The sequence below is a fragment of the Brevibacillus sp. HB1.4B genome (assembly GCF_013284285.1).
Lineage (GTDB): Bacteria > Bacillota > Bacilli > Brevibacillales > Brevibacillaceae > Brevibacillus > Brevibacillus porteri.
The window spans coordinates 51,599-72,907 of sequence record NZ_JABSUT010000008.1; the positions used below are offsets into that span (position 1 = coordinate 51,599).

General features: G+C 47.3%; 20 protein-coding genes and 1 riboswitch. Of the genes, 8 read left to right on the forward strand and 12 right to left on the reverse strand.

What is annotated here, in order from left to right; genetic code table 11:
- The first annotated feature begins 140 nt into the window (after positions 1 to 140).
- Positions 141 to 908: an SDR family NAD(P)-dependent oxidoreductase gene (locus HP398_RS19400; RefSeq protein ID WP_173623410.1), complete on the forward strand. Its 768-nt coding sequence runs from the start codon at positions 141 to 143 to the stop codon at positions 906 to 908.
- 63 nt (positions 909 to 971) lie between these two features.
- On the opposite strand, the gene fumC is transcribed toward HP398_RS19400, so the two are convergent.
- From fumC to HP398_RS19455, 11 genes are all read right to left on the reverse strand, one after another.
- Positions 972 to 2,360: a class II fumarate hydratase gene (gene fumC / locus HP398_RS19405; RefSeq protein ID WP_173623411.1), complete on the reverse strand. Its 1,389-nt coding sequence runs from the start codon at positions 2,358 to 2,360 to the stop codon at positions 972 to 974.
- A gap of 614 nt (positions 2,361 to 2,974) precedes the next feature.
- Positions 2,975 to 3,670, reverse strand: a complete 696-nt coding sequence (locus tag HP398_RS19410) for an MgtC/SapB family protein (protein ID WP_017252581.1) — start codon at positions 3,668 to 3,670, stop codon at positions 2,975 to 2,977.
- Positions 3,671 to 3,825: 155 nt separating this feature from the next.
- Positions 3,826 to 5,181 carry an MATE family efflux transporter gene (locus HP398_RS19415; protein ID WP_017252582.1) on the reverse strand — a complete coding sequence of 452 codons (1,356 nt, stop codon included), beginning with the start codon at positions 5,179 to 5,181 and terminating at the stop codon, positions 3,826 to 3,828.
- Positions 5,182 to 5,316: 135 nt separating this feature from the next.
- Positions 5,317 to 6,801, reverse strand: coding sequence for a lytic polysaccharide monooxygenase (locus tag HP398_RS19420; RefSeq protein WP_173623412.1), 1,485 nt, complete (start codon positions 6,799 to 6,801; stop codon positions 5,317 to 5,319).
- A gap of 236 nt (positions 6,802 to 7,037) precedes the next feature.
- On the reverse strand, positions 7,038 to 8,747 hold the full coding sequence (locus HP398_RS19425; RefSeq protein ID WP_173623413.1) for an adenine deaminase: 1,710 nt from the start codon (positions 8,745 to 8,747) through the stop codon (positions 7,038 to 7,040).
- Positions 8,748 to 8,765: 18 nt separating this feature from the next.
- Complete coding sequence (locus tag HP398_RS19430; protein ID WP_017252585.1) at positions 8,766 to 9,827, reverse strand: ABC transporter ATP-binding protein; 1,062 nt, start codon at positions 9,825 to 9,827, stop codon at positions 8,766 to 8,768.
- A 15-nt stretch (positions 9,828 to 9,842) separates the two neighbouring features.
- Positions 9,843 to 10,631 (reverse strand): ABC transporter permease, encoded by a 789-nt coding sequence (locus HP398_RS19435; RefSeq protein WP_017252586.1) that lies wholly within the window; start codon positions 10,629 to 10,631, stop codon positions 9,843 to 9,845.
- 5 nt (positions 10,632 to 10,636) lie between these two features.
- Positions 10,637 to 11,458, reverse strand: coding sequence for an ABC transporter permease (locus HP398_RS19440; protein ID WP_007724617.1), 822 nt, complete (start codon positions 11,456 to 11,458; stop codon positions 10,637 to 10,639).
- A 26-nt stretch (positions 11,459 to 11,484) separates the two neighbouring features.
- A complete protein-coding gene (locus HP398_RS19445) occupies positions 11,485 to 12,414 on the reverse strand; it encodes a nucleoside hydrolase (RefSeq protein ID WP_106833504.1) in 930 nt (309 codons plus the stop codon).
- Positions 12,415 to 12,601: 187 nt separating this feature from the next.
- Entirely contained in the window at positions 12,602 to 13,675 is a 1,074-nt protein-coding gene (locus HP398_RS19450) for an ABC transporter substrate-binding protein (protein ID WP_069849860.1), read from the reverse strand.
- A gap of 197 nt (positions 13,676 to 13,872) precedes the next feature.
- A complete protein-coding gene (locus HP398_RS19455; protein ID WP_015893853.1) occupies positions 13,873 to 14,229 on the reverse strand; it encodes a hypothetical protein in 357 nt (118 codons plus the stop codon).
- Positions 14,230 to 14,449: 220 nt separating this feature from the next.
- A riboswitch (SAM riboswitch) is annotated at positions 14,450 to 14,552 on the forward strand.
- A 102-nt stretch (positions 14,553 to 14,654) separates the two neighbouring features.
- Between HP398_RS19455 and HP398_RS19460 the strand changes: the two genes are divergently transcribed.
- The 7 genes from HP398_RS19460 to HP398_RS19490 all read left to right on the forward strand — a co-directional run bounded on the left by HP398_RS19460 (position 14,655) and on the right by HP398_RS19490 (position 20,141).
- A complete protein-coding gene (locus HP398_RS19460) occupies positions 14,655 to 15,485 on the forward strand; it encodes a MetQ/NlpA family ABC transporter substrate-binding protein (protein WP_173623414.1) in 831 nt (276 codons plus the stop codon).
- Positions 15,486 to 15,527: 42 nt separating this feature from the next.
- Positions 15,528 to 16,565: a methionine ABC transporter ATP-binding protein gene (locus tag HP398_RS19465; RefSeq protein ID WP_017246618.1), complete on the forward strand. Its 1,038-nt coding sequence runs from the start codon at positions 15,528 to 15,530 to the stop codon at positions 16,563 to 16,565.
- Positions 16,565 to 17,227 carry a methionine ABC transporter permease gene (locus HP398_RS19470; protein ID WP_017246619.1) on the forward strand — a complete coding sequence of 221 codons (663 nt, stop codon included), beginning with the start codon at positions 16,565 to 16,567 and terminating at the stop codon, positions 17,225 to 17,227. Before HP398_RS19465 ends, HP398_RS19470 begins: the two co-directional genes overlap by 1 nt.
- Before the next feature lie 149 nt (positions 17,228 to 17,376).
- Complete coding sequence (locus tag HP398_RS19475; RefSeq protein ID WP_017246620.1) at positions 17,377 to 17,811, forward strand: hypothetical protein; 435 nt, start codon at positions 17,377 to 17,379, stop codon at positions 17,809 to 17,811.
- A complete protein-coding gene (locus tag HP398_RS19480; RefSeq protein WP_173623415.1) occupies positions 17,799 to 18,092 on the forward strand; it encodes a YxcD family protein in 294 nt (97 codons plus the stop codon). The genes HP398_RS19475 and HP398_RS19480 overlap by 13 nt, the downstream gene beginning before the upstream one ends.
- A gap of 359 nt (positions 18,093 to 18,451) precedes the next feature.
- A complete protein-coding gene (locus HP398_RS19485; RefSeq protein ID WP_017246622.1) occupies positions 18,452 to 19,315 on the forward strand; it encodes an ABC transporter ATP-binding protein in 864 nt (287 codons plus the stop codon).
- Positions 19,316 to 19,484: 169 nt separating this feature from the next.
- Positions 19,485 to 20,141: a DJ-1/PfpI family protein gene (locus HP398_RS19490; RefSeq protein WP_173623416.1), complete on the forward strand. Its 657-nt coding sequence runs from the start codon at positions 19,485 to 19,487 to the stop codon at positions 20,139 to 20,141.
- A gap of 85 nt (positions 20,142 to 20,226) precedes the next feature.
- Here the strand turns inward: HP398_RS19490 and HP398_RS19495 are convergent, their stop codons facing one another.
- On the reverse strand, positions 20,227 to 21,216 hold the full coding sequence (locus HP398_RS19495) for a siderophore ABC transporter substrate-binding protein (RefSeq protein WP_035290734.1): 990 nt from the start codon (positions 21,214 to 21,216) through the stop codon (positions 20,227 to 20,229).
- Positions 21,217 to 21,309: the final 93 nt, after the last annotated feature.

The following is a 21,309-nucleotide window of genomic DNA, read 5'->3' on the forward strand; positions in this document are numbered from 1 at the left end:
GAAAAGGTAAAGCCAAGTGATTGTTCTCTAACATTATCGCCATTCCGTTCACGAGACCAACCGAGCGAATGAGAGAGCAATATTTCAAACATCCCCTTGTGTTATAACTAACTTGAATTTGAATCTAGGGAGATGAAACCATGCGTAATTTGAAGGGAAAAATTGCATTGGTAACCGGAGCAAGCCGCGGGATTGGTCGTAGCATCGCATTACGTCTGGCACAGGATGGCGCATTGGTCGTCGTACACTATGGAAGACGACAAGAAGAAGCAGAAGCAGTCGTTCAGGAGATTGAACGAACAGGAGGCCAAGCAATCGCAATCGGTACGGACCTGCGCACTCTTGACGGCATTCGCGATTTCTATGCGACATTGGACGAAGAACTGCAGAAACGTACAGGAGATCATCGTTTTGACATTCTCGTAAATAACGCAGGCATCGGACAAATCTTAACGTTGGAAGAGGCTACCGAGGAATCGTTTGACGAGGTCATGAACATCAATGTCAAAGCACCGTTTTTTATGATCCAACAAGCTTTGCCCCGCTTAAGAGAGGAAGGCCGTATCATCAATCTCTCATCCTTCGTGACTCGTGCAGCTTCCCCAAGCGTGTTCACTTACAGTATATCGAAGGGAGCTGTTAACACACTGACGCTCGCTCTGGCTAAACAACTGGGGAGCCGTCATATTACGGTAAATGCGATCTTGCCAGGCATTATTAACACGGAGATGAATGCTGGCACGTTGCAAAATAATCCGAATGGGCAGAAGTACGCCGCTGGACTTTCTACCTTCAACAGATGGGGAGAGCCTGATGATGTAGCGGATATTGCCGCCTTTCTCGCTTCCTCGGACGGCCGTTGGGTAACTGGTCAATTGATTGATGCAAGTGGTGGTTCGCATCTGTAATGGTTCTCAAAAAAATAACCGATGGCCACAAACATGGGACCATCGGTTTTGTTCATGAAGATATTATTCTTTTGGATGAATCATTTGTTCAGGGCGCACGACTTGATCGAATTGCTCTTCGGTCAGCAAATTGCTCTTGATCGCCGCTTCCTTGAGGGTGATGCCTTCTTTGTGAGCCAGCTTCGCTACGGCTGCTGCATTTTCATAGCCGATATGCGGGTTCAGTGCCGTCACCAGCATCAGCGAGTTGTTCAGGTTTTCTTTGATCACTGTCAGATCAGGCTCGATTCCTACTGCGCAATTGTCGTTGAAGGACTTCATCGCGTCTGCCAACAATCTTACGGATTGCAGGAAATTGTAGATGATCACTGGCTTAAACACGTTCAGCTCGAAGTTCCCTTGGCTAGCAGCAAAGCCAATGGCAGCATCGTTGCCCATCACTTGGCATACAACCATCGTCATCGCTTCGCTTTGGGTCGGATTCACCTTGCCTGGCATGATGGAGCTGCCTGGCTCATTCGCTGGAATGATAAGTTCACCGATTCCGCAACGTGGGCCGCTCGCCAGCCATCTCACGTCATTAGCGATTTTCATCAGATCCGCAGACAGTGCTTTCAGGGCACCATGTACATGAACGAGCTCATCATGGCTGGTCAGCGCGTGGAACTTGTTTTCTGCGGTCACGAATTGGTGGTTGGTTTCCATGCTGATTTCTGCTGCGACCATTTCACCGAAGCGCGGATGCGCATTGATGCCTGTTCCTACCGCTGTACCGCCAATCGCCAGCTCACGCAAGTACTCATTGCTCTCCTTGATCATCTTTTCCGATTTTTCCAGCATGCGTACCCAACCGCTGAATTCTTGGCCCAGCGTCAGCGGAGTCGCGTCCTGTAAATGCGTACGACCGATTTTGATAATATCCATATAGGCTTCGCTTTTTTCTTTCAACGTTGCTTTTAACAGCTGGATTGCAGGAAGTACTTGCTCCTCGACAGCAACCAGCCCAGCCATGTGCATCGCTGTCGGGAATGTATCATTGGAGCTCTGCGATTTATTCACATCATCGTTGGCGTGGATGCGAGCCGAGCTGCCCTTCTCTTGCAGCAATTGGTTCGCGCGATGAGCAATGACTTCGTTGACGTTCATGTTGGATTGCGTGCCGCTACCTGTTTGCCAGACAACCAGTGGGAAATGCTCATCCCATTTTCCTTGGATCACTTCATCTGCTGCCGCGACAATCGCTTCTGCCTTTTCATTGTCGAGCTTGCCCAGCTTTTGATTCGCCAGAGCAGCGCTTTTTTTCAGGATGGCAAACATGCGAATCAGTGGAAGTGGCATTTTTTCTTCGCCGATTTCAAAGTTTTGAAAGCTGCGTTGTGTTTGGGCGCCCCACAGCTTATCCGCCGGAACCTTGATTTCTCCAATCGTGTCCTTTTCAATTCTGAATTCCATCTCGCATCCTCCTTGTATAAACAACGGTTTCTCATATTCTCTATTAAAATGATAATGATTTTCATTCTTGATATCAAGAGATGAAGTGTTTATTCTGGAAAAATGAAAAATATTGTAGTCCTCTAACGGCTGTGGTCGGAGAAGCCCTGCCACATGTCTTCCAGTCGCCTGTATCCTCTCTTCGTTCGGGCGGTCTCCTTCCAGACATGTGACAGTGCTTACGTACAGCTTGTGTGTAGTAGAATGCTTTTACAACGTTTTGTTAGTCATACAAGGGAGTTTTACGAAGTGTTTTTCCCATCATGATGTCACTTTCAAGAAAGTAAACAAGAGCTACGTAGAAGAAGCGCATTTCCAGTCCAAGCGCCTCTGGAGCCCGACCCAGCGCAGGGAAAAATGGCGGGGAATTTCAGCTTCACTTATGGAAAACTTCTTCGAAACATCTACGTTTGAAGCGCTCCCGCCATTTTTTCCGGAGCAGACAGTCTACACCCTCAGCAGGGCGTAGGCCGAAGCGTAGACTGGAAATGCGCTTCTTCCCTCACGACAGCCACTTGAAAATGAAATGAAAAAGACGAAAGCCACACATGGCCTCCGTCTTCTATTATTCCTTTTTATCTGCTTTCTACTTCTACAGAAACAACATGATCTACCGCTTTCAGCAGACTGTAAATATCCGTCGTATACGTGTTTTCCGATGCCGTAATCATCATTTCCAGCTTTTGCAGACTATTGTCCAAGTCTTTGACCTTCACCCGTTTCACTTGTAAATCGAGGTGCTTTATCTGCTTGAACACCAAATCCAAATCGCCCCCGCCTTCGACCACAATCTTGATCGACAAATCTCTTTGTCTGAGCGATTCTGGACCAATCAAGCGAAGAAGGATCGGGAACAAATTAATCGCCAAAATAATGAGGATCGTCGCGGTCACTGCCTCAAAATAAAACCCTGCTCCTACTGCAATCCCAAGTCCAGAAGCCGCCCAGACCATCGATGCTGTGGTCAAGCCCGAAATGACATCATTACTCCGGCGTAGAATAACACCAGCCCCAAGGAAACCTACACCGCTCACAATTTGAGCAGCCAAGCGCAATGGGTCCATATTTGTGTGTCCAGGCAAGGAGAACCGATGCACGGATTCAATCGAGACAATCGTAATGAGACAGCTCGCAACCGAAATAACCATGCTGGTTTTTACCCCCAGCGGCTTGTGTTTGAGCTGTCGATCCATACCAATCATCAAGCCTAGAAATAGTGCAACTCCTAGTTTTAGCAAAAAATCATACGTCGTGAATATCGAGAGTGACATAAGTCTCTCCCCCCATCTGCTTTGATGTCAGGTTTTCTTCCATCGTCTATGATAAGAAGTATATCTGGTCTTTCACCTAGTGTAAACGGGGCTTTCATTCTTCATGCAAAAAGCGGAAAACCCCCACATTAGGGATTTTCCGCTTATCTGTTTCCTTATGAATGGCTGCGAATCATGCGTTTCTGTAACGACAGCAGACGTCCAAAAAGGAAGATGGCACCGGCAGCCAATCCCGTAATCAGACCAATCCAGTATCCGAATGCTGCAAGCGAAGTGAATTTCGCCAAAATGTATCCCAAAGGCAAGCCAATCACCCAATAAGATATCAGCGCAACGATAAAGGTAACGGTCACATCCTTGTACCCGCGCAGTACCCCTTGAATAGGTGCTGCGACGGCATCAGAGATCAGGAAGAGGATCGAGTACATCAAGAAATGCTGGGCAAGCTCCAACACCTCGATGTCGGTCGTATAAAAACCAGCTACCTGCTTGCTAAACATCAGCAAGCTGATCCCGAATAAAAGGGCGATCCCAAGAGCGATACCTATCCCCAAATAACTGTACTGCTTTGCGTCCCGGAACCTTTTGGCTCCGACCTCAAAGCCGACGACAATCGTCAACGCCATGGATATGCTCAATGGCACCATGTACAGGAAGGATGCGAAGTTCATCGCTGCCTGATGCGCAGCAATCGTAATCGTGCTGTATTCACTCATGAATAAAGTGACGGCCGCAAAAATGCTAACCTCACAAAAGATCGAAAATCCGATGGGAAGCCCCAGCTTCAGCAACTCTTTCCATGCTTTCATCGAGATCCGGTGAAAATGGGAGAACAATCCGAACTCAACAAATGGGTGTACGCGATTCACGACAAACAGAGTAATCAGCAAAATACACCAGTATGTGATGCCGGATGCAAGCCCGGCACCGATTCCACCCAGTCGAGGCAAACCAAAGTTACCAAAGATAAGAGCGTAGTTTAAAAAGACGTTAATCGGCAACGAAAGCAGGGTAATGAACATCGTTACTCGCGTCTGTCCTAATGCGTCAATAAAGCAACGGAGTACCGTATAAAGAAACATCGGGATAATTCCAATAGCGATTGCATGCAGGAAGCCGCGAGCAATTGTACGCACCACAGGCTCCAATTGCATCCAGTTCAGGATCGGATCAAGCACCAAACCACCAACGATGATGACACCGATCGCAATCCCCACACTCAAATATAAGGCCTGCATAACCGTGTAAGGCACCTGATCTCGTTTCCCTGCCCCAACCATCTGCGCAACCATCGGCATGACAGCCATCAAAATCCCCGTCAAGCCTGCTTGAACAGGTGTCCATAGACTAGCCCCGATCGCTACCCCCGCCAAATCTGTCGGACTGGCATGTCCAGACATGATGGTATCAGCGAACGTCATCGAAAATAGCGCCAGTTGTGATATCAAGATTGGAAGCAAAACAGCCAAAAACTGTCGCCATTTTTCTTTTAGCGAATAGGTTTCATTCATTTTTCATATCCTTCTAACCTTATAAGATGGGCTTATCGTTCAAATTATAAGTATATCAAAACAAGTAGGAATCGGCAAAATAGTAGCTGCACTTACACAAACAAAGCCCAGGCAGATCACCTGGGCTTTGCACCATTATTCAACCAACTTCCATACATCGGCTTTCCCTGGCTCTTCGCCTTTGGTCCACCATTTCGCCTCATAAACCTTGTCTTCATAGTTCACTTTCGCTCCGCCATCATACGCTTTGCCGGAATCCCACGACAGTACGACATCGCTCACTAGTTTCCACGCATCGGAATGGTCTGGCTTTTCTCCAGTTACCCACCATTTTGCTACGAATTCCAGTCCATCATACAAGACGCGGTCGCCCTGTACATACACAGCTGAGGAATCCCACTCGGCGATTTCACCTGGTACTTCAGGCTTTTTCTCCTTTGTGCTTGCAGCAAAAGGTGCGCTCTCTTCGGAAATATTTCCTGCGGCATCAACTGCCTTGACTGTATACGTATAAGATGTTCCTGCCGTTAATCCTTTATCGACAAAGGAAGGCTTTTCAACTGACCCTACGCGGGAACCGTCACGGTACACCTCGTATTTCACCACACCAACATTGTCACGGGAAGGACTCCACATGAGGTCGATTTCTGTCTCTGTTGGATTGTGGGTCATGATTCCTGCTGGTGCAGTCGGCGCTTCTGTATCCACGATATCTTCTGCTTTTGTGCGAACAGTTAGTGCCTTGCTAGCGTTAGACTCTTTCCCTTTGCTATCAACTGCCACAACGGTATAGCTATAAGCCGTAGCAGGCGTCAAATCTTTGTCCGTGTATGCTGTTTCTTTGGTAGATGCGATTAGTTTGCCATCGCGATACACGTCGTACTGCTTGATTCCGTCAGTTGCCACGGATTTTGTCCAGCCAAGCTCAATGCTTGTAGTTGTTTGTGATACAGAAATCACATTACCTGGAACGGTAGGCTTTTCTACGATACCTGTTCCATTGTTAATCAAATTCACGTCAATTGCCTGGTAAAAGGCCATGCCCGTATCGGCAATTTCCCAAACACCCAAAATAATGTGGTAACCGCTACGATCTGTCGGTACATTGCACGAATGCGTTACCGTGAATGGAGGTCTTTTCCCTCCGTCCTGGAATGAGCAGAACAGTTCCAGATCAGCTCGGGAAAGTGGCTTGTTTGGATTCCAATCTTTTTTCGTGATGTAATATTTCCACTCCGCTGTACTATGCGGGGCTGTCAGATTCCACGTAAACGAATTTTGTCCACCCTGCAAGGTAATCTTGGTCCAGCGATCTGCTGTTTGTGTGTAAAGCTCAGGATAGCGGCCTGCACCGGTAAATTCACCATCGGCAGGACCAGATTGGGGGAACGAACCGATGCCCTCAACGCTTTGCGGTTCATACTGAATTTGACCGCAGCCTGTGTTTTGCCCCGTCTTACACAAGTAAGAGCGACTCGCTGGCGATTCGATGTACCCGTGTGCCGAGGCTTTCTCAGCAAACACGAGAGTAGCTGCGCCTGCCACCAGCATCATAGCCAGCATGAACAAAAGCGAAAGCCCTTTACTGAACAGTGTGTTTCTCAACCCTACGTTATCCATTTATTTATCTCCTCTTTCCTGGATTAGGATCGAATACCATGTTACAGAAAATTTTTCCAGTCTCCCAGATTCTGAATACCTAAACCAAAACCTACCAAATACCCGAATTCCAGTAAGAAAATAGGGAGATGATTCAGGAATGTATACCTATGCATGAAAATTTATATGCTTCTTCCGGGACTATTAGATCAAAAAAAATTGCTTGCCGAAAACTTTCTTTTCAGCAAGCAACTTTTTTACATCAACAACAGTGGAACTATTTTCCCGTCGTTAACATCGATCAACCCCAGATCCGTCAGCTTCAAGGCTGGACTGACCGGTAAGGAATGCGTGCTGATCGACATAATCGGGTTGTAGTGATCGTAACCGAGCGACTCCATAGCACGGCGTAGTTGTTCGACTTCCTTTGCCGTTTTTTCCAATGGTTCCTCTGTCAGAATGCCTCCGACTGGCAAATGAAGACTCGCGATCACCTTGCCATCCTCGACCACGTAAAAGCCGCCCTGGTTGCGAATGACTTCATTGGCTGCGACCATCATATCGTGCGGATTGTGTCCGACAACCAAGAGATTGTGGTTGTCATGCGAATAGCTGGTGGCTACCGCCCCTCGTTTGATCGTATCGCCGCTGATCAAGCCATAGCCACGGTTACCGTTTTTGCCATAGCGTTCAAAGACGGCGATCAAGCCGTACGGGCTCTCCTCCCACAAGAGTTGTCCTTCCTGCACCTCAGCGATTCCACGGTGATCCTCTGTAAAAGTAGAACCGTTTTGAACGAGCATGACCCGGCATGGATAACGATTGTCCGGCACCTCTACTGTGACGCGGAAGTCCTGCTCTGTAAGTGGTGATAGCTTGATGCTCTCATAAAAATGCGCAGGAAACTGCTTCTCTTTGACTACTTGTCGGTACTCTTCCTTGACGTCATAAGCTTTCTTCCCATTTTTATAGACGCGTTCGATCTTGAGTTCATGCAGATCAGACAGCAATAGGAAGTCCGCTTTTTTGCCGGGAGCTATCGCCCCTCGATCCGCCATGTTCATACGTCTAGCTGGGGTAAATGTACTCGCGTAGATTGCGCGCTCTGGCTGCATGCCCATTTGAATAGCTTTTTTCACAATATGGTTCAAATGTCCACGATTGACCAAAGAATCGGTCATCACATCATCCGTCACAAAACAAAAATGCTCAGAAACATCTTCCTTGATCAAATAGTCCATGACTTCATCCGTCATCGATTTTTCTTGAATCTCTAGAAACATGCCCGCTGCGATTCTCGCTTCCATGCCCTCACGTGTCTGATGCGTATGATCGGAGTCCACTCCCGCATAAATGACGCGATGAAGGTCCAAATCAAGCAATTTCGGGACGTGCCCCTCGATGACGAGCTTTGGATACGTCTTGCGGATATGCTCCAGGATGCGATTCGTCTTGCAGTCAGGGTCCTTGATGATGTCTACGTAATTCATGATTTCGCCAAGGCAAATGATCTCTTCAGAACGCAAGAGCTCGTCCATGTCTGCAATCTCGACAGATCCACCTGTCGTTTCCATTGAAGTAGCTGGTACGGAGCTCGGGATCGCGTACAGCATATCAGCGACACAATCTCGGCTCGCACGAATAATCTCTTTGATCCCTTCGATTCCGAATACATTGGCCATCTCATGCGGCTCCGGTACGATCGTCGTCACTCCGTTTTGAATCAAACCATAGGAAAACGTCTCCGGCGTCACCATCGTGCTCTCAATATGCAAATGAATATCGACCAGACCAGGAATCATGTAGCGGCCTTGTCCGTCCACGATCTCGGCAGCTTCAAATGTTTCCGTACTCCGCTCACCAATATAGAAGAATCGTTCATCCAAAACAGCGACGTTTCCTTTGATGAACTTTTTAAAATAGCTGTTAAACACTTGGACGTCTTGAATCAACAAATCGACCTTCACGTAAATAACCTCCTGTCTTTAGTCCACGAGTACCACTTTGTCTTTCGGAAACAGCAGATTGACGTTTAGGCCAGTCTTGTACGGCGTCTCCATCTCTTGATTGACCGTGAAGTCACCCAGCTCTGTTTCCACGACATATTGATAGCTGCGTCCCAAAAACGTGCTTACCTTTACCGTCCCGCGCAGACGGTTCATTCCCAGCTCGGTGCTCTCTTCTGTCGTCACGAGGAGGTCATCTGGTCGCATTGCGCATTTTTTACCGGACGGATTCGCCGTACCCGGATTTTTGGACGCGGTAAAATGATGGTCACCGACACGCAGGCCGATTTCTCCGTTCTGCTCAGTGCGCTCTGCGAAGTCGATGAAGTTGGTAAAACCAATAAAGCGAGCAATAAACTCTGTCTTTGGATATTTGAAAATCGTGGCTGGATCGTCGAGCTGCTCGATCACGCCCTTGTTCATGATCGCCACCTGATCTGAAATGGAGAAACACTCCTCCTGGTCATGCGATACGTATACTGTCGTAATGCCCAGCTCCTGCTGAATGCGACGGATTTCTACGCGCATGTTGATCCGCAGGTTGGCATCGAGGTTACTGAGCGGCTCATCGAACAGCAGCAAGTCGGGCTGAATCACCAGTGCCCGCGCAATCGCCACGCGCTGTCTTTGACCACCAGACAGTTCCTTCGGGAAACGCTTTTCATAGCCGCCGAGACTCACGACTTCGAGAATTTGCTGTACCCGGGTCTTTACCTCTGTTTCATTGATCTTGCGCAGGCGCAAACCGAATGCCACGTTATCGAATACAGAAAGGTGTGGAAACAGCGCATAGCTCTGAAACACAAACCCGAAATTGCGCTTGTTGACCGGAACGCGCGTATAATCTTTTCCTTCAAACATGAACCGGCCATCTTTTGCTTCGAGAAAACCCGCAATCAGGCGCAGCGTCGTCGTCTTTCCGCAACCGCTCGGACCGAGCAAAGAGATGAGCTGTCCTTTTTCGATATTGAGATTGAAGTTTTGCAAAATATATTGATTGTCATAGGCAACCGATACGTTATCCAGCGTGAGCAATGCCATGAGTTGATGCCTCCGTTATCGTTTTGTAAAGTAGGAAAGCCCCATCAGACGTTCAATGATGAACATGAGAATAGCCGTAAGAATCATGAGCAGCACGGAAATAGCGGCGATCGTTGGATCGAAGTTGTTTTCTACGTACGTCAACATCTGGATCGGCAGCGTGCTTACTCCTGGTCCTGTCATGAAAACAGAGATATCTACGTTGTTGAACGACTCCAGAAAAGCGATCAGAATCGCAGCAATAATTCCGGAGCGAATATTCGGCAAGACGACTTTGAAAAAGGTTTCGAGACGACCTGCCCCAAGGCTTAAAGCCGCTTCTTCAATGGCGAAGTCAAAGTTGGACAAGGATGATGCAATGACGCGAATGATAAACGGAAGCATCAGCACCGTATGACCGACGAGAAGTCCCGCATAAATCGGCAAATTGTACACGACAATGACGTATTTCAGCATGGCAAAGCCCATCACAATACCCGGAATCAGGACAGGTGAGATGAAAATGCCATTCAAAATGCCCTTGCCGCGAAAATCAAAGCGACTGAGCGCATAAGCTGCCGGAATCCCCAATAAGAGCGCCAAAAGATTTCCGAGCAAGGAAACGAACATCGACGTCTTGAATGTCGTCATGAACATTTCTACATTAAAAATGTTTTCGTACCACCGCCAGGAAAAGCCCTCCGGCGGAAACTTCAAGACGCTCCCCGGCTCAAACGACGTAAAAGAAATGATAATGAGCGGCCCTAGCAAAAATAGAAAGACGAGAGAGGTAAACAGGGCCAACCCGCGATTTTTCTCCTGCATAGTTTCTACCCCTTCGGATTTAATTTCGTCGCCAGCTTGTTCATGAAATAAATGACGACAAATGTAATGACAATCATGATCGTGGCAATGACGGATGCCAAATGCCAATCATTAAGCGTAATCGCATTTTGATACAAAAACGTGGAGATGACCCGCTGTTTTCCACCTAGCAGGGCCGGCGTGGTGTAGGCAGTCAAGCTTCCGACAAACACCAGAATGCTACCAATGATGAGTCCCGGTACACTAAGTGGCACAATGACCTTCCAGAAGGCGGTCAACTTGGAAGCACCCAAGCTCTCCGCCGCCTTCAGCAAATCTGGGTCGATGTTTTCCATCACCCCTACCAGCGTAATAATAATCAGCGGCAGGAACAGATGAATCAAACCAATCATCATCGCAGTCGGCGTATACAATATTTCCAACGGCTTATCGATGAGCCCGATTGCAAGCAGCGAGCTGTTCAATAAGCCCTTTTTTCCGAGAATAATCATCCAAGAGAACGACCGCACGACAGAGCTGGTCAGCAAAGGAAAAATCGCCAAAGCCAGCAGGATGCCCTTTTTGCGTGGGCCTAGCTTGGAAATGTAGTACGCGGCAGGGAAACCGATCAGGACACACGCAATCGTCGTGACCAGACTGACCTGCAGCGTCGTCAGCATAATTTTCAGGAAGTACGCGTCGGTAAGAAATTGGAGATACCCTTGAATCGTAAAGCTACCATCTTGATAAAAGGTGGACGCAATCGTCATCACAATCGGAATGACCATGAACAGCGTCAAAAACAGCACACCCGGCAACAGTAATAAATAAAGACCCGTTTTTCTCATCTGATTAACTCCTGTTCACGGTATCGTCAGGCTTTCAATGCGCCGATAAAACGCGCAAAGAACGCATCTGCATCTACGTCCAGACAGACGTTTATGTTCGGTTCTTTTTGTAGGCGGTTTTGAAAGTCGCAAACCGTTTGCCCATCACACAGCTCACTTCTCGTTTCGATATCTACATACAGCTTCTTGGTCGCCACCAGCTTCGGATCGAGTGCGACTGCGACAGCCAATGGATCATGCATGGCGCACGCATAGATGCCATTTCGTTGAAAATAACGATGGAGGTAGTCAGACGTACTCTGTCTTACGTACTCGCCCATCGGTGTATCTCCTAGCTCACGAATATGCTCCTCGTTCAGCAGCACTCTTCGCGTCACATCCAGTCCAACCAGCGTCAATTGTGGGAATCCGGCATGAAACACAACCTTGGCCGCCTCTGGATCGACGTACATGTTATACTCCGCAACCGGCGTCACATTCCCGTGCTCGCGGACCACTCCACCCATGAAAATGACTTCCTTGACGTGTTGGACAAGCTCCGGGCATTTTTTCACCGCCAGTGCCAAATTGGTCAGCGGTCCCGTCATGATGAGCGTAATCTCGCCAGAATGAGCAAGTACGTTTTCCACGATGAAATCAGGAGCAAAGCCAGCAGTTGGCTCCTTGTAAACCGGAACACCTGCCAGAGCACCACCCAAGCCATCTTCACCATGCACGGCATGCTCGAAAAACAACGGCCGCAGCAACGGTTCAGATGCTCCACAGACGACAGGGATTTGCTCGCCGACTTGCAAGAAATCGAGAATTTTGCACGTGTTTTCTGTGGCTTTTCGCAGCGACACGTTTCCATTCACCGTAGTAATGCCCACCAAATCGAATTGCCCGCTCTTCACAGCGAGAATGATGCCAAGCGCATCATCAATGCCCGTATCCACGTCAAGAATGATCTTTTGCACGAGTGGTCCTCCTCACGTTCATTTCTCATAAGAAAACTTCTATCGAGGCCTATTCAACGTGGAGCGACCGCGTTTTAGCGGAATGTTTTCATGCGCTCCGGAATTTATTTTATAAATTCCTATACGTTGAAAAACGAGGGTATATCCACAAATGTCTATACCCTCGCCCTTGTTTTTCTATCGCTCGTTATTGCGTGATTTCACGATTCCAACGGTCAATCCATGCTTTAGAGTGCTCGTTAACGAATTTCATGTCCATCATACGCAGCTTGCTTACGGTTTCTTCCCCGTACGTTACGCCTTTTGCTTCTTCTTCTGTCAGTTGAACCGTTTTGTTTACAGGGGAATCGATTTTTGCTTTTGCTGTTTTTTCCTGAACTTCCTTGCTCAGCTGGTAGTTGATGAAGTCTTCTGCGAGTGCTTTGTTTTTCGAGCCTTTTACGATGTTAACCGTATTCATGACCGCATATCCGCCGCTTGCAGGTTGTACGAAAACAGCTTCCGGAACAGCGGCTTTGATGTCTTTGAAGTACATTTCCATGATCGGTCCTACGCCGATTTCTTCTTGTCCAAACATGTTCACGTATTCGGAGGTCTTGTCGTAGAACTTCACTACACCTTGGTTAACTTCTTTCATTTTCGCGAAGGCTTGATCCTCGTTAAATTCCTTGCTGCCCGCTATCTGGGAAGCACTGTCGAGAACCATTGGGCCAGTTGTGGACGTAATGCTTGGCAATGTCAGCTTGCCTGCCAGTTCTGGGTTCCACAAGTCTTTCCAATCCTTGATCTCGGTTTTCACGAGCTTTGGATTGTAGGCAATCCCGAATTGGCCAATCGTGTAAGCTGGACCGTACTCCTCGCCCAGTGGTGCTTTGGCAATATCATAGATTTGATCCAGATTCGGGATGCGGCTGCGGTCGATTTTTTCAAATGCGCCACTCTCAATCCCTTGCTGTGCATAGTAGTCAGAGAGGTAGATCAAGTCTACATCGGAGCTTCCTTGGCGAATTTTGTTCAGGCGCTCTGCATTGTTCCCGATTTCCAGTACGATTTTCACGTTATGTTCTTTTTCAAACGGCTCATATACTTCTTTGCGGAAAAAGTCTTCAGAGAAGCCCCATGTGGAGATGACCAGCTTTTGTGGCTCACCCTTGGCTTCGCCGCCAGCCCCACCCGCTTGTGGTTGATCGTTGCTGCCACAGCCAGCGAGAGCCAGTGACATCATAGAAAAAGACAGGATTCCAGCAAGTAATTTTTTCATCGTAATTCTCCTCCAGTTGGGTTCATTTGATGACAAAATATGGTGGTACAATAAAAAGAAAAGTACCCTTGATTAGAACGTATCATTCTAAACAAGAGCACTTTTCTTCGTAAACAAAGAGAAGTGACACCCGTTTTTACGCAAAGTCTACGGTCTCCCCTTAAGATAGATCAAAAGAGAAAATCCGAACGATTGCGTCAGGTATTCAGTTCTGATTCAGCTAAAATAACATTCGTGATTGCCCACTGCGTAGGCGCATCATAGTCCCGTAGCACGGCTTCCAACGGCAACCCCATCTCTTCCTCCAGTCGCTCTCTCAGTCTCTTCTTATAAAGAAGGGACATGCGAAAATCGACTTCGAGCTTGAGGGCCGGCGCTTCTCCTTCCAACGCTTGTGAGCGCGGAGAGCGGCGATGCTTGGCTTGGAACGTAATCATCTGGTTTTCAATCGTGACTCGGAGCAAAGTCGTTCCAAATCCGAACAACTCTTTTGCTATCTCATTATAGATGGCAGACAGCTTTTTTCTGGTTTCATTGGAGTCCACTAGAGTCATGTCATCACCTACGATAGCTGGTATCGGGTTCATTCGCTCTCATTATACATATGATTTTTTAATTCTTCAATATAATATTCGTATTTTGATCAATTTCACATTTTTCCACCAAGTCATTCGTTTGCAAAAACAGTTGACACCTAAAAATTCAGTCGTTATAATCCAACTATCCAAATAAGAATTAACAACAATGTTTGGAATGATAATTTCATAGCACATTCTCTTATGAAGAGAGGTTGAGGGACTGGCCCTATGACACCTCGGCAACCTATCGCAAACGATACGGTGCCAAATCCAGCGGAATTTATTCCGACAGATAAGAGAGGTATTGTTGCAGTGTGGTTACATACTCGCAGTTTTCGCCTCTTCTGTCGGAAGAGGCTTTTTTCTTTTCCATCTTACATCCAGAGAAAAGGGGTATTTTCATGAAAAAGACTGGTCTACTGCTCACTACACTACTGCTCGCTGCATCGCTCGTAACGGCTTGCGGCGGTAAACAAGAAGCTGCTCCTGCTAACGGTGGCACTGCTGCTGAACAAACCTCACTCAAAGTGGGCGTCACTGGCGGCCCGCACGAAGAGATTCTCAACAAAGTGAAAGAAGTCGCCAAAGGCAAAGGACTTGAAGTCGAAGTCGTCGTTTTCAACGACTACGTACAGCCGAACCAAGCTCTCGATAAAGGAAATCTCGATGTAAACAGCTTCCAAACCATCCCGTTCTTGGCGAAGTTCAATCAAGATCATAAAACAAAAATTGTCGAGGTCGGAAAAACCGTCACGTACCCGATGGGCCTGTACTCCACCAAGCATAAAAAAGTCGAGGACATCCAGGCAGGCGGCGTTGTCGGCATTCAAAACGACCCAACCAACCGAGCACGCGCCCTCTTGCTCTATCAGGCAGCTGGCTTGATTAAGCTCAAAGATGGCGTGGGCGACAATGCAACGCCACTGGACATCGTGGAAAATCCAAAAAATTTGCAATTCAAAGAGCTGGAGGCTGCTTTCCTGGCACGCTCGTTGAGCAACGTAGAGGTAGCTTCGATTAATACGAACTTCGCAATGGAAGCTGGCTACTCCCCGAAAAAAGATGCGATCTTCGCTGAGACGGCTGACTCTCCATACGTGAACATCTTGGCAGTCAACGAAACCAATAAAGACAACCCAGCTATCAAAAAGCTGGTAGACATTTACCGTTCGGAAGAAGTGAAAAAATTCATCGACGAACGTTTTGAAGGGGCTGTACTGCCGTCCTGGTAAGATCGACGCCAGGAACATCAAGAACAACAAGGAGAACTCGTTATGATACAGCTAACCGATATTCATAAGTCGTATCAAGTAGGAAACAAGCAGGTAGAAGCATTGAAGGGCGTATCCCTTCAGGTGGAAAAAGGGCAAATCTACGGGGTTATCGGCTTTAGCGGAGCAGGAAAAAGTACCCTGCTCCGCACCATCAACCTGTTGGAGAAGCCGACCAGCGGTTCTGTGATCGTCAATGGCCACAACATGCTGACCCTCAAAGAAAAAGAGCTGCGGCAAGCTCGCAAAAAGATCGGGATTATTTTTCAACACTTCAACCTGCTCTCTTCCTATAATGTCTTTGACAATGTGGCGGAAATCTTGCGGATGAATCGCGTCCCCAAAGATGTCATTAAGCGCAAGGTAGAAGACCTTCTCGGCTTGGTTGGCTTGTCTGATAAAGCAAACGCTTATCCTTCTCAGCTATCCGGTGGACAAAAGCAACGGGTGGGTATCGCTCGTGCACTTGCGACTGATCCGGAAATCCTGCTCTGTGACGAAGCGACTTCTGCTCTCGACCCGCAGACGACTGAATCGATTCTGGAGCTGTTGCTCGACATCAATCGAAAGTTCAACCTGACCATCGTGCTCATTACGCATGAAATGCAGGTCATTAAAAAAATCTGCGACCAAGTAGCCATCATGGAAAACGGTGTCGTCATCGAGCAAGGCTCTGTTCTGGATGTTTTCAGCAATCCGCAAGAGCAAACGACACGTAATTTTATCAAAACGGTTTTCGACGATCAGGTACCACAGGAGATTTTGTCCAAGATAAAAGAAACCGGACCCGTTTCCAAAATTGTTCGCGTTGCCTTTCGCGGGGATGCCGCTCTCGATCCTGTTCTAGGAACACTCTCTGCACGTTTTCCGATTAGCACCAATCTGTTGTACGGCTCGATTACGACCATTAAGGGAACGGCGCTCGGCATTTTGCTTTTGCACATTTCTGGTGAAGACCAGGCCATTCAGGATGGCATTCGCTTCTTGCGTGAATCCGTCTACCGCGTAGATATTGTGTCACCAGAGGAGGTGCGGAGCTAATGGAGCGTTTGATTGAAATGATTCCGGTATTCGGACAATCCCTACAAGAAACCGTCATCATGGTTGGGTTTTCATTATTCATTGCGACATTAATCGGGATTCCGCTCGGGATTTTGTTAGTCATCACACAGGCGAATCACCTTTTCCCGAACAAAATCATCTATCACACCCTGAATACGATCATCAACATTGTGCGCTCGCTGCCTTTTATTATCCTGATGGTTGCGATCATTCCTTTTACGGAGTTGATCGTGGGCACTTCTATTGGGATTGAAGGAGCAATTGTGCCGCTCATCGTCTATACGTCGCCTTACATCTCACGCTTGATGGAAACGGCCCTGCATGACGTCGATCGTGGCGTTATCGAAGCGTACCAAGCGATGGGCGCATCCCGGACGCAGATAATTTTTCGCATCATGCTGCGCGAAGCACGGCCTGGCATCGTCCTCTGCCTGACGATTGCGACGATCGGCTTGATTGGCGCTACGGCTATGGCGGGCGCAGTCGGTGCTGGTGGGCTTGGCGATCTCGCCTTGCGCTACGGCTATCAGCAATGGGACATCGAAGTCATGATCATTACTGTCGTTATTCTCGTCGTCTTGGTCCAGCTCATTCAATCGCTGGGTAACTGGGCAGCCCGAAAACTGAAAAAGAGTGCGTAAAACGAAGAACCCCTGACATGATCGCTTGTCAGGGGCTTTTTTGTAGGTATTTAGACTGATCGTCACTGAAAGCTCGTTGGAATTTCGTCCGATATTCATGTAGACTTATATATACAAGTCATTAAACTGAGAGGGGCTACTCAAATAACATGAAAAAACTCATCATGATGTTGGTTGCCGTAATGCTCGTACTCGCTCCGGCCGGAGGATTCATTGATCATGCCGACGCGAAAGGCTATAAGTCCGGGAAAAAATCCTTCAACTCTAATACGGCTCCTACGAACACGCAAACGCCTAACAAAGCTGATACAAATGTAAATGCTTCAACAAATAAAGGTACAACAACAACTCCTGCTGCTACAGCAAGCAAAAGCGGCGGATTCATGAAAGGTCTCATGATTGGTGGTCTGGCTGGTTTGCTGTTCGGATCCCTGTTCGGTGACATGGGTATCCTGGGCTCCATCCTTGGCTTCATGATCAACCTGATGGCGATCCTCGCTGTGATTATCCTGATCCGTAAAGTGATCGTCTACTTCAAAACCAAGCGTGAGAAAGAACAGGAACTGAACGCATGGAAAAGATAACATTTTCCGAACAAGATATCATTAATGCGATCTGTATTCACGCAGCCTACAAAAAGCAGTTGAAGCCACAAGACATCTCCGTCGAACTGATGTGGGACGAAGAATACGGCTTTTCTGCTGAAGTACACTGGATGGATCGCCAACAAATCTTCATCGAGATGAATATGATTGAAGCGATTCGCTACTATCTGGAGACCCAGATGCAGCGCAACCCTTATTCCGCCGGTATCGAGCTGGTATTGGACGACGAACACGGGATCATCGCTCATATCACCTACTAACACTGGATAATCATTTGTTAACCCAAGGCCAATTTGTTCACGCATGTGAGCAGGTTGGCTTTTTACTTATTGAATTTGACCTCATTACGTTATATACTTTATCTTAGTGAAAATGATTATCATTACTACGATTAATTATAATTCGTGTTCAAAAAGTCGTCTTTTCAGCACCGAGAAAGTGGCGAGAACCTGAAGAAGGAGGAGCGGAGTGTAGGGAACCTACATGAGCACCGGACTTCGAAGGTGAACGCCAATTTCGATGTCGAATACGCTCTCAGGACTACTGCGTGATCAAAAGACGACTTTTTGAACAACCTCGTTACAGGTACATACTTTGCTTAAAAAGGAGTTGGCCCATTGTGGAGCGCTTATACACGCAAAAGCTGGACATCGGATACGGTGAGCTTTCCATTGTCAAAGACTTGAACATCAGCATTCCTTCTGGAAAAATCACTGCACTGGTCGGTGCAAACGGTTCTGGTAAATCGACGATCCTCAAAACTCTCGCCCGGATTATGAAGCCAACAGGCGGACAAGTATTTTTGGACGGAAAATCGATCCACCAGCAATCGACCAAGGAAGTCGCCAAGCAACTGGCGATTTTGCCGCAAAACCCAACCGCACCCGATGGCTTGACCGTGTCTGAGCTCGTTACCTATGGCCGCTTCCCCCATCAAAAAGGCTTCGGCTCTTTGACCAAGGAAGACAAAGAGATCATAAGCTGGGCTATCTCCATGACCGGCATGTCCGATTTCCATGATCGTCCGGTTGACCAACTATCCGGCGGTCAGCGCCAACGCGCATGGATTGCCATGGCTCTGGCGCAAGGAACAGACATCCTGTTCCTGGATGAACCTACGACCTTCCTGGATATGGCTCACCAGTTGGAGGTTCTCAAGCTCCTACAAAAGTTGAATGACGAAGAAAATCGTACGATCGTCATGGTCGTCCACGATTTGAACCACGCAACCCGTTATGCACAGCACATGGTTGCAATCTCTCGCGGTACCGTTGTCGCTGAGGGAAGCCCTGCTGAAGTCATGACGCCTGAGATGCTGCGTAAGGTATTCAACATCGAAGCAGACATTCTAATTGATCCTCGCACGGGTGTACCGCTCTGCCTCCCTTATGAGCTGTCTCATGCAGTAGATCAAAAGCAACCAAGCGAAAACACTACCCAACCTGTTTACACGGAAGAGCGCAAGCTGGTTGGAGCCAGATAATTGTTAGATTCCGCAAGCAAAAAGCCGGTTTTCACCACGTTTTATGGTGTAACCGGCTTTTTGCTATACCTACTTGCAGTTAGTCACAACTCCGTAATACATATACCTCGTATATGTATGTTAGTATTTGTTTGCAAGAAAAATATCCCATTTCAAAGGAGAGATCATCATGAAGGTTGCCATCTTGCTTTTCGACGGCATTACCGCTTTAGATGCAATTGGTCCATACGATGTATTCGCTGCTACGCTGAAATGTGAAGTGAAGTTTGTCGCTAAGAAAAAAGGGGTAATCAAGCTTGACTCCAATATGGGCTATTTACATGCCGATTACAGCTTCTCTGAAGTTACTTCCGCTGATATTCTTGTTGTTCCCGGTTGCAGTCCGCCCAATTATAAAACCCCTATGAATGATGAAGAAACTCTACAATGGATTCACCACATACATGAAACAACGAAATGGACTACGTCTGTTTGCAATGGCTCTCTGATCTTGAGCGCCGCAGGCTTGTTACATGGAGCTGTAGCCACCACTCATTGGGGGTCCTTCGAACTGCTCCAATCCCTTGGAACCACTCCAACAGAGGAAAGAGTCGTTCGTCAGGGCAAAATCGTTACAGCGGCCGGTGTTTCCTCTGGTATCGACATGGCACTCCAATTAGTTGCATGGGAATTGGGAGAAGATATGAGTAAAGGAGTCCAATTGATTTTGGAATACGATCCCCAGCCACCGTTTGACTCTGGTTCACCTAAGAAGGCACCTGCTTTATTGGTAGAACAAATCAGAGGGATGTTACAGGAGTTTGCAAAACGGGAGCCCCGGGTATAAATCAGCACGTTTTAAAAAATGAAAAGGCGACAGCCCAGGGAATGTCTTACTCCCCTCGGCTGTCGCCACTTTCTGTTCTAGCCTCTTACCACTTAACTTCTTTCAGAACTTCGTCTGCCATGCCAGCGGTAGATACCAATCCGCCACCAGACAAGTACCAGTTGCTAGAATCCAGGTAAATGATGTTGCCAGTTTTGAATGCTTTCGTGTTCTTAATCAGGTCGTTTTCTACAGTTTGCTGTGTAGAAGTAGACACTTCTTTATTCTTAGAAATCGCGTTACCACGATCAATTACGAACAGGTAGTCTGGATTTTTTTCTGCGATATATTCAAAGGAAACGCTTTGACCATGGTTTTCTACAGAAATGTTTTTGTCTACAGGCGTAAATCCGAATTCACCGTGCAGGATACCAAAACGGGAACCAGCGCCGTAAGCGTTCAGCTTGCCTTCGTTAACCATAACGATCAGAGCAGTCTTGCCGCTTGCCGTTGCTTTTGCATTCAATTCCTTGATAGATGCATCAATTTTGCCCAATTCTTCTTCTACTTGTGCTTCTTTACCGAAGATGGTACCCAATGTTTTCATGTTCTCTTTGAAAGATTCCATGTACTTCGCATTGTCTACACCCATAAAGATGGTTGGAGCAATTTTGTTCAGTTCTTCGTAAGCATCTTGTTGACGTCCAGAAATGAAGATCACATCTGGTTTCATTGCATTGATCTTCTCAAAGTCTGGCTCTTTCAAGCCACCAACGTTTGTGTATTTCGCATCTTTGAACTTTTCCAGGTATGCAGGGATGCTGGAAGACTGTGCAACACCCGCTACTTCGATACCCAATTTGTCCAAGGAATCCAGAACACCGTAGTCAAATGCTACAACGGTTTTTGGATTCTTTTTCAGTTTTGCTTCACCCAATTTATGCTTGATCGTAACTTCTTCGGATGTTTGTGCAGCTTCAGGTGCTTTTGTTGCGTCTGCCGCAGGTGTTGCAGGAGCGGCGTTATTGGAGCCGCATGCAGCTGTGAATACAGCCAACAGTACTGCCATAAACAGCATGAGTAATTTTTTGTTCACTTCTCTCACCTCTATATAGAATGTAAAAGTATATAAAATTATTGATAGCTTGCTGATGAAACCCCCGGCAGGCCATCAAAATTTTAACGATAG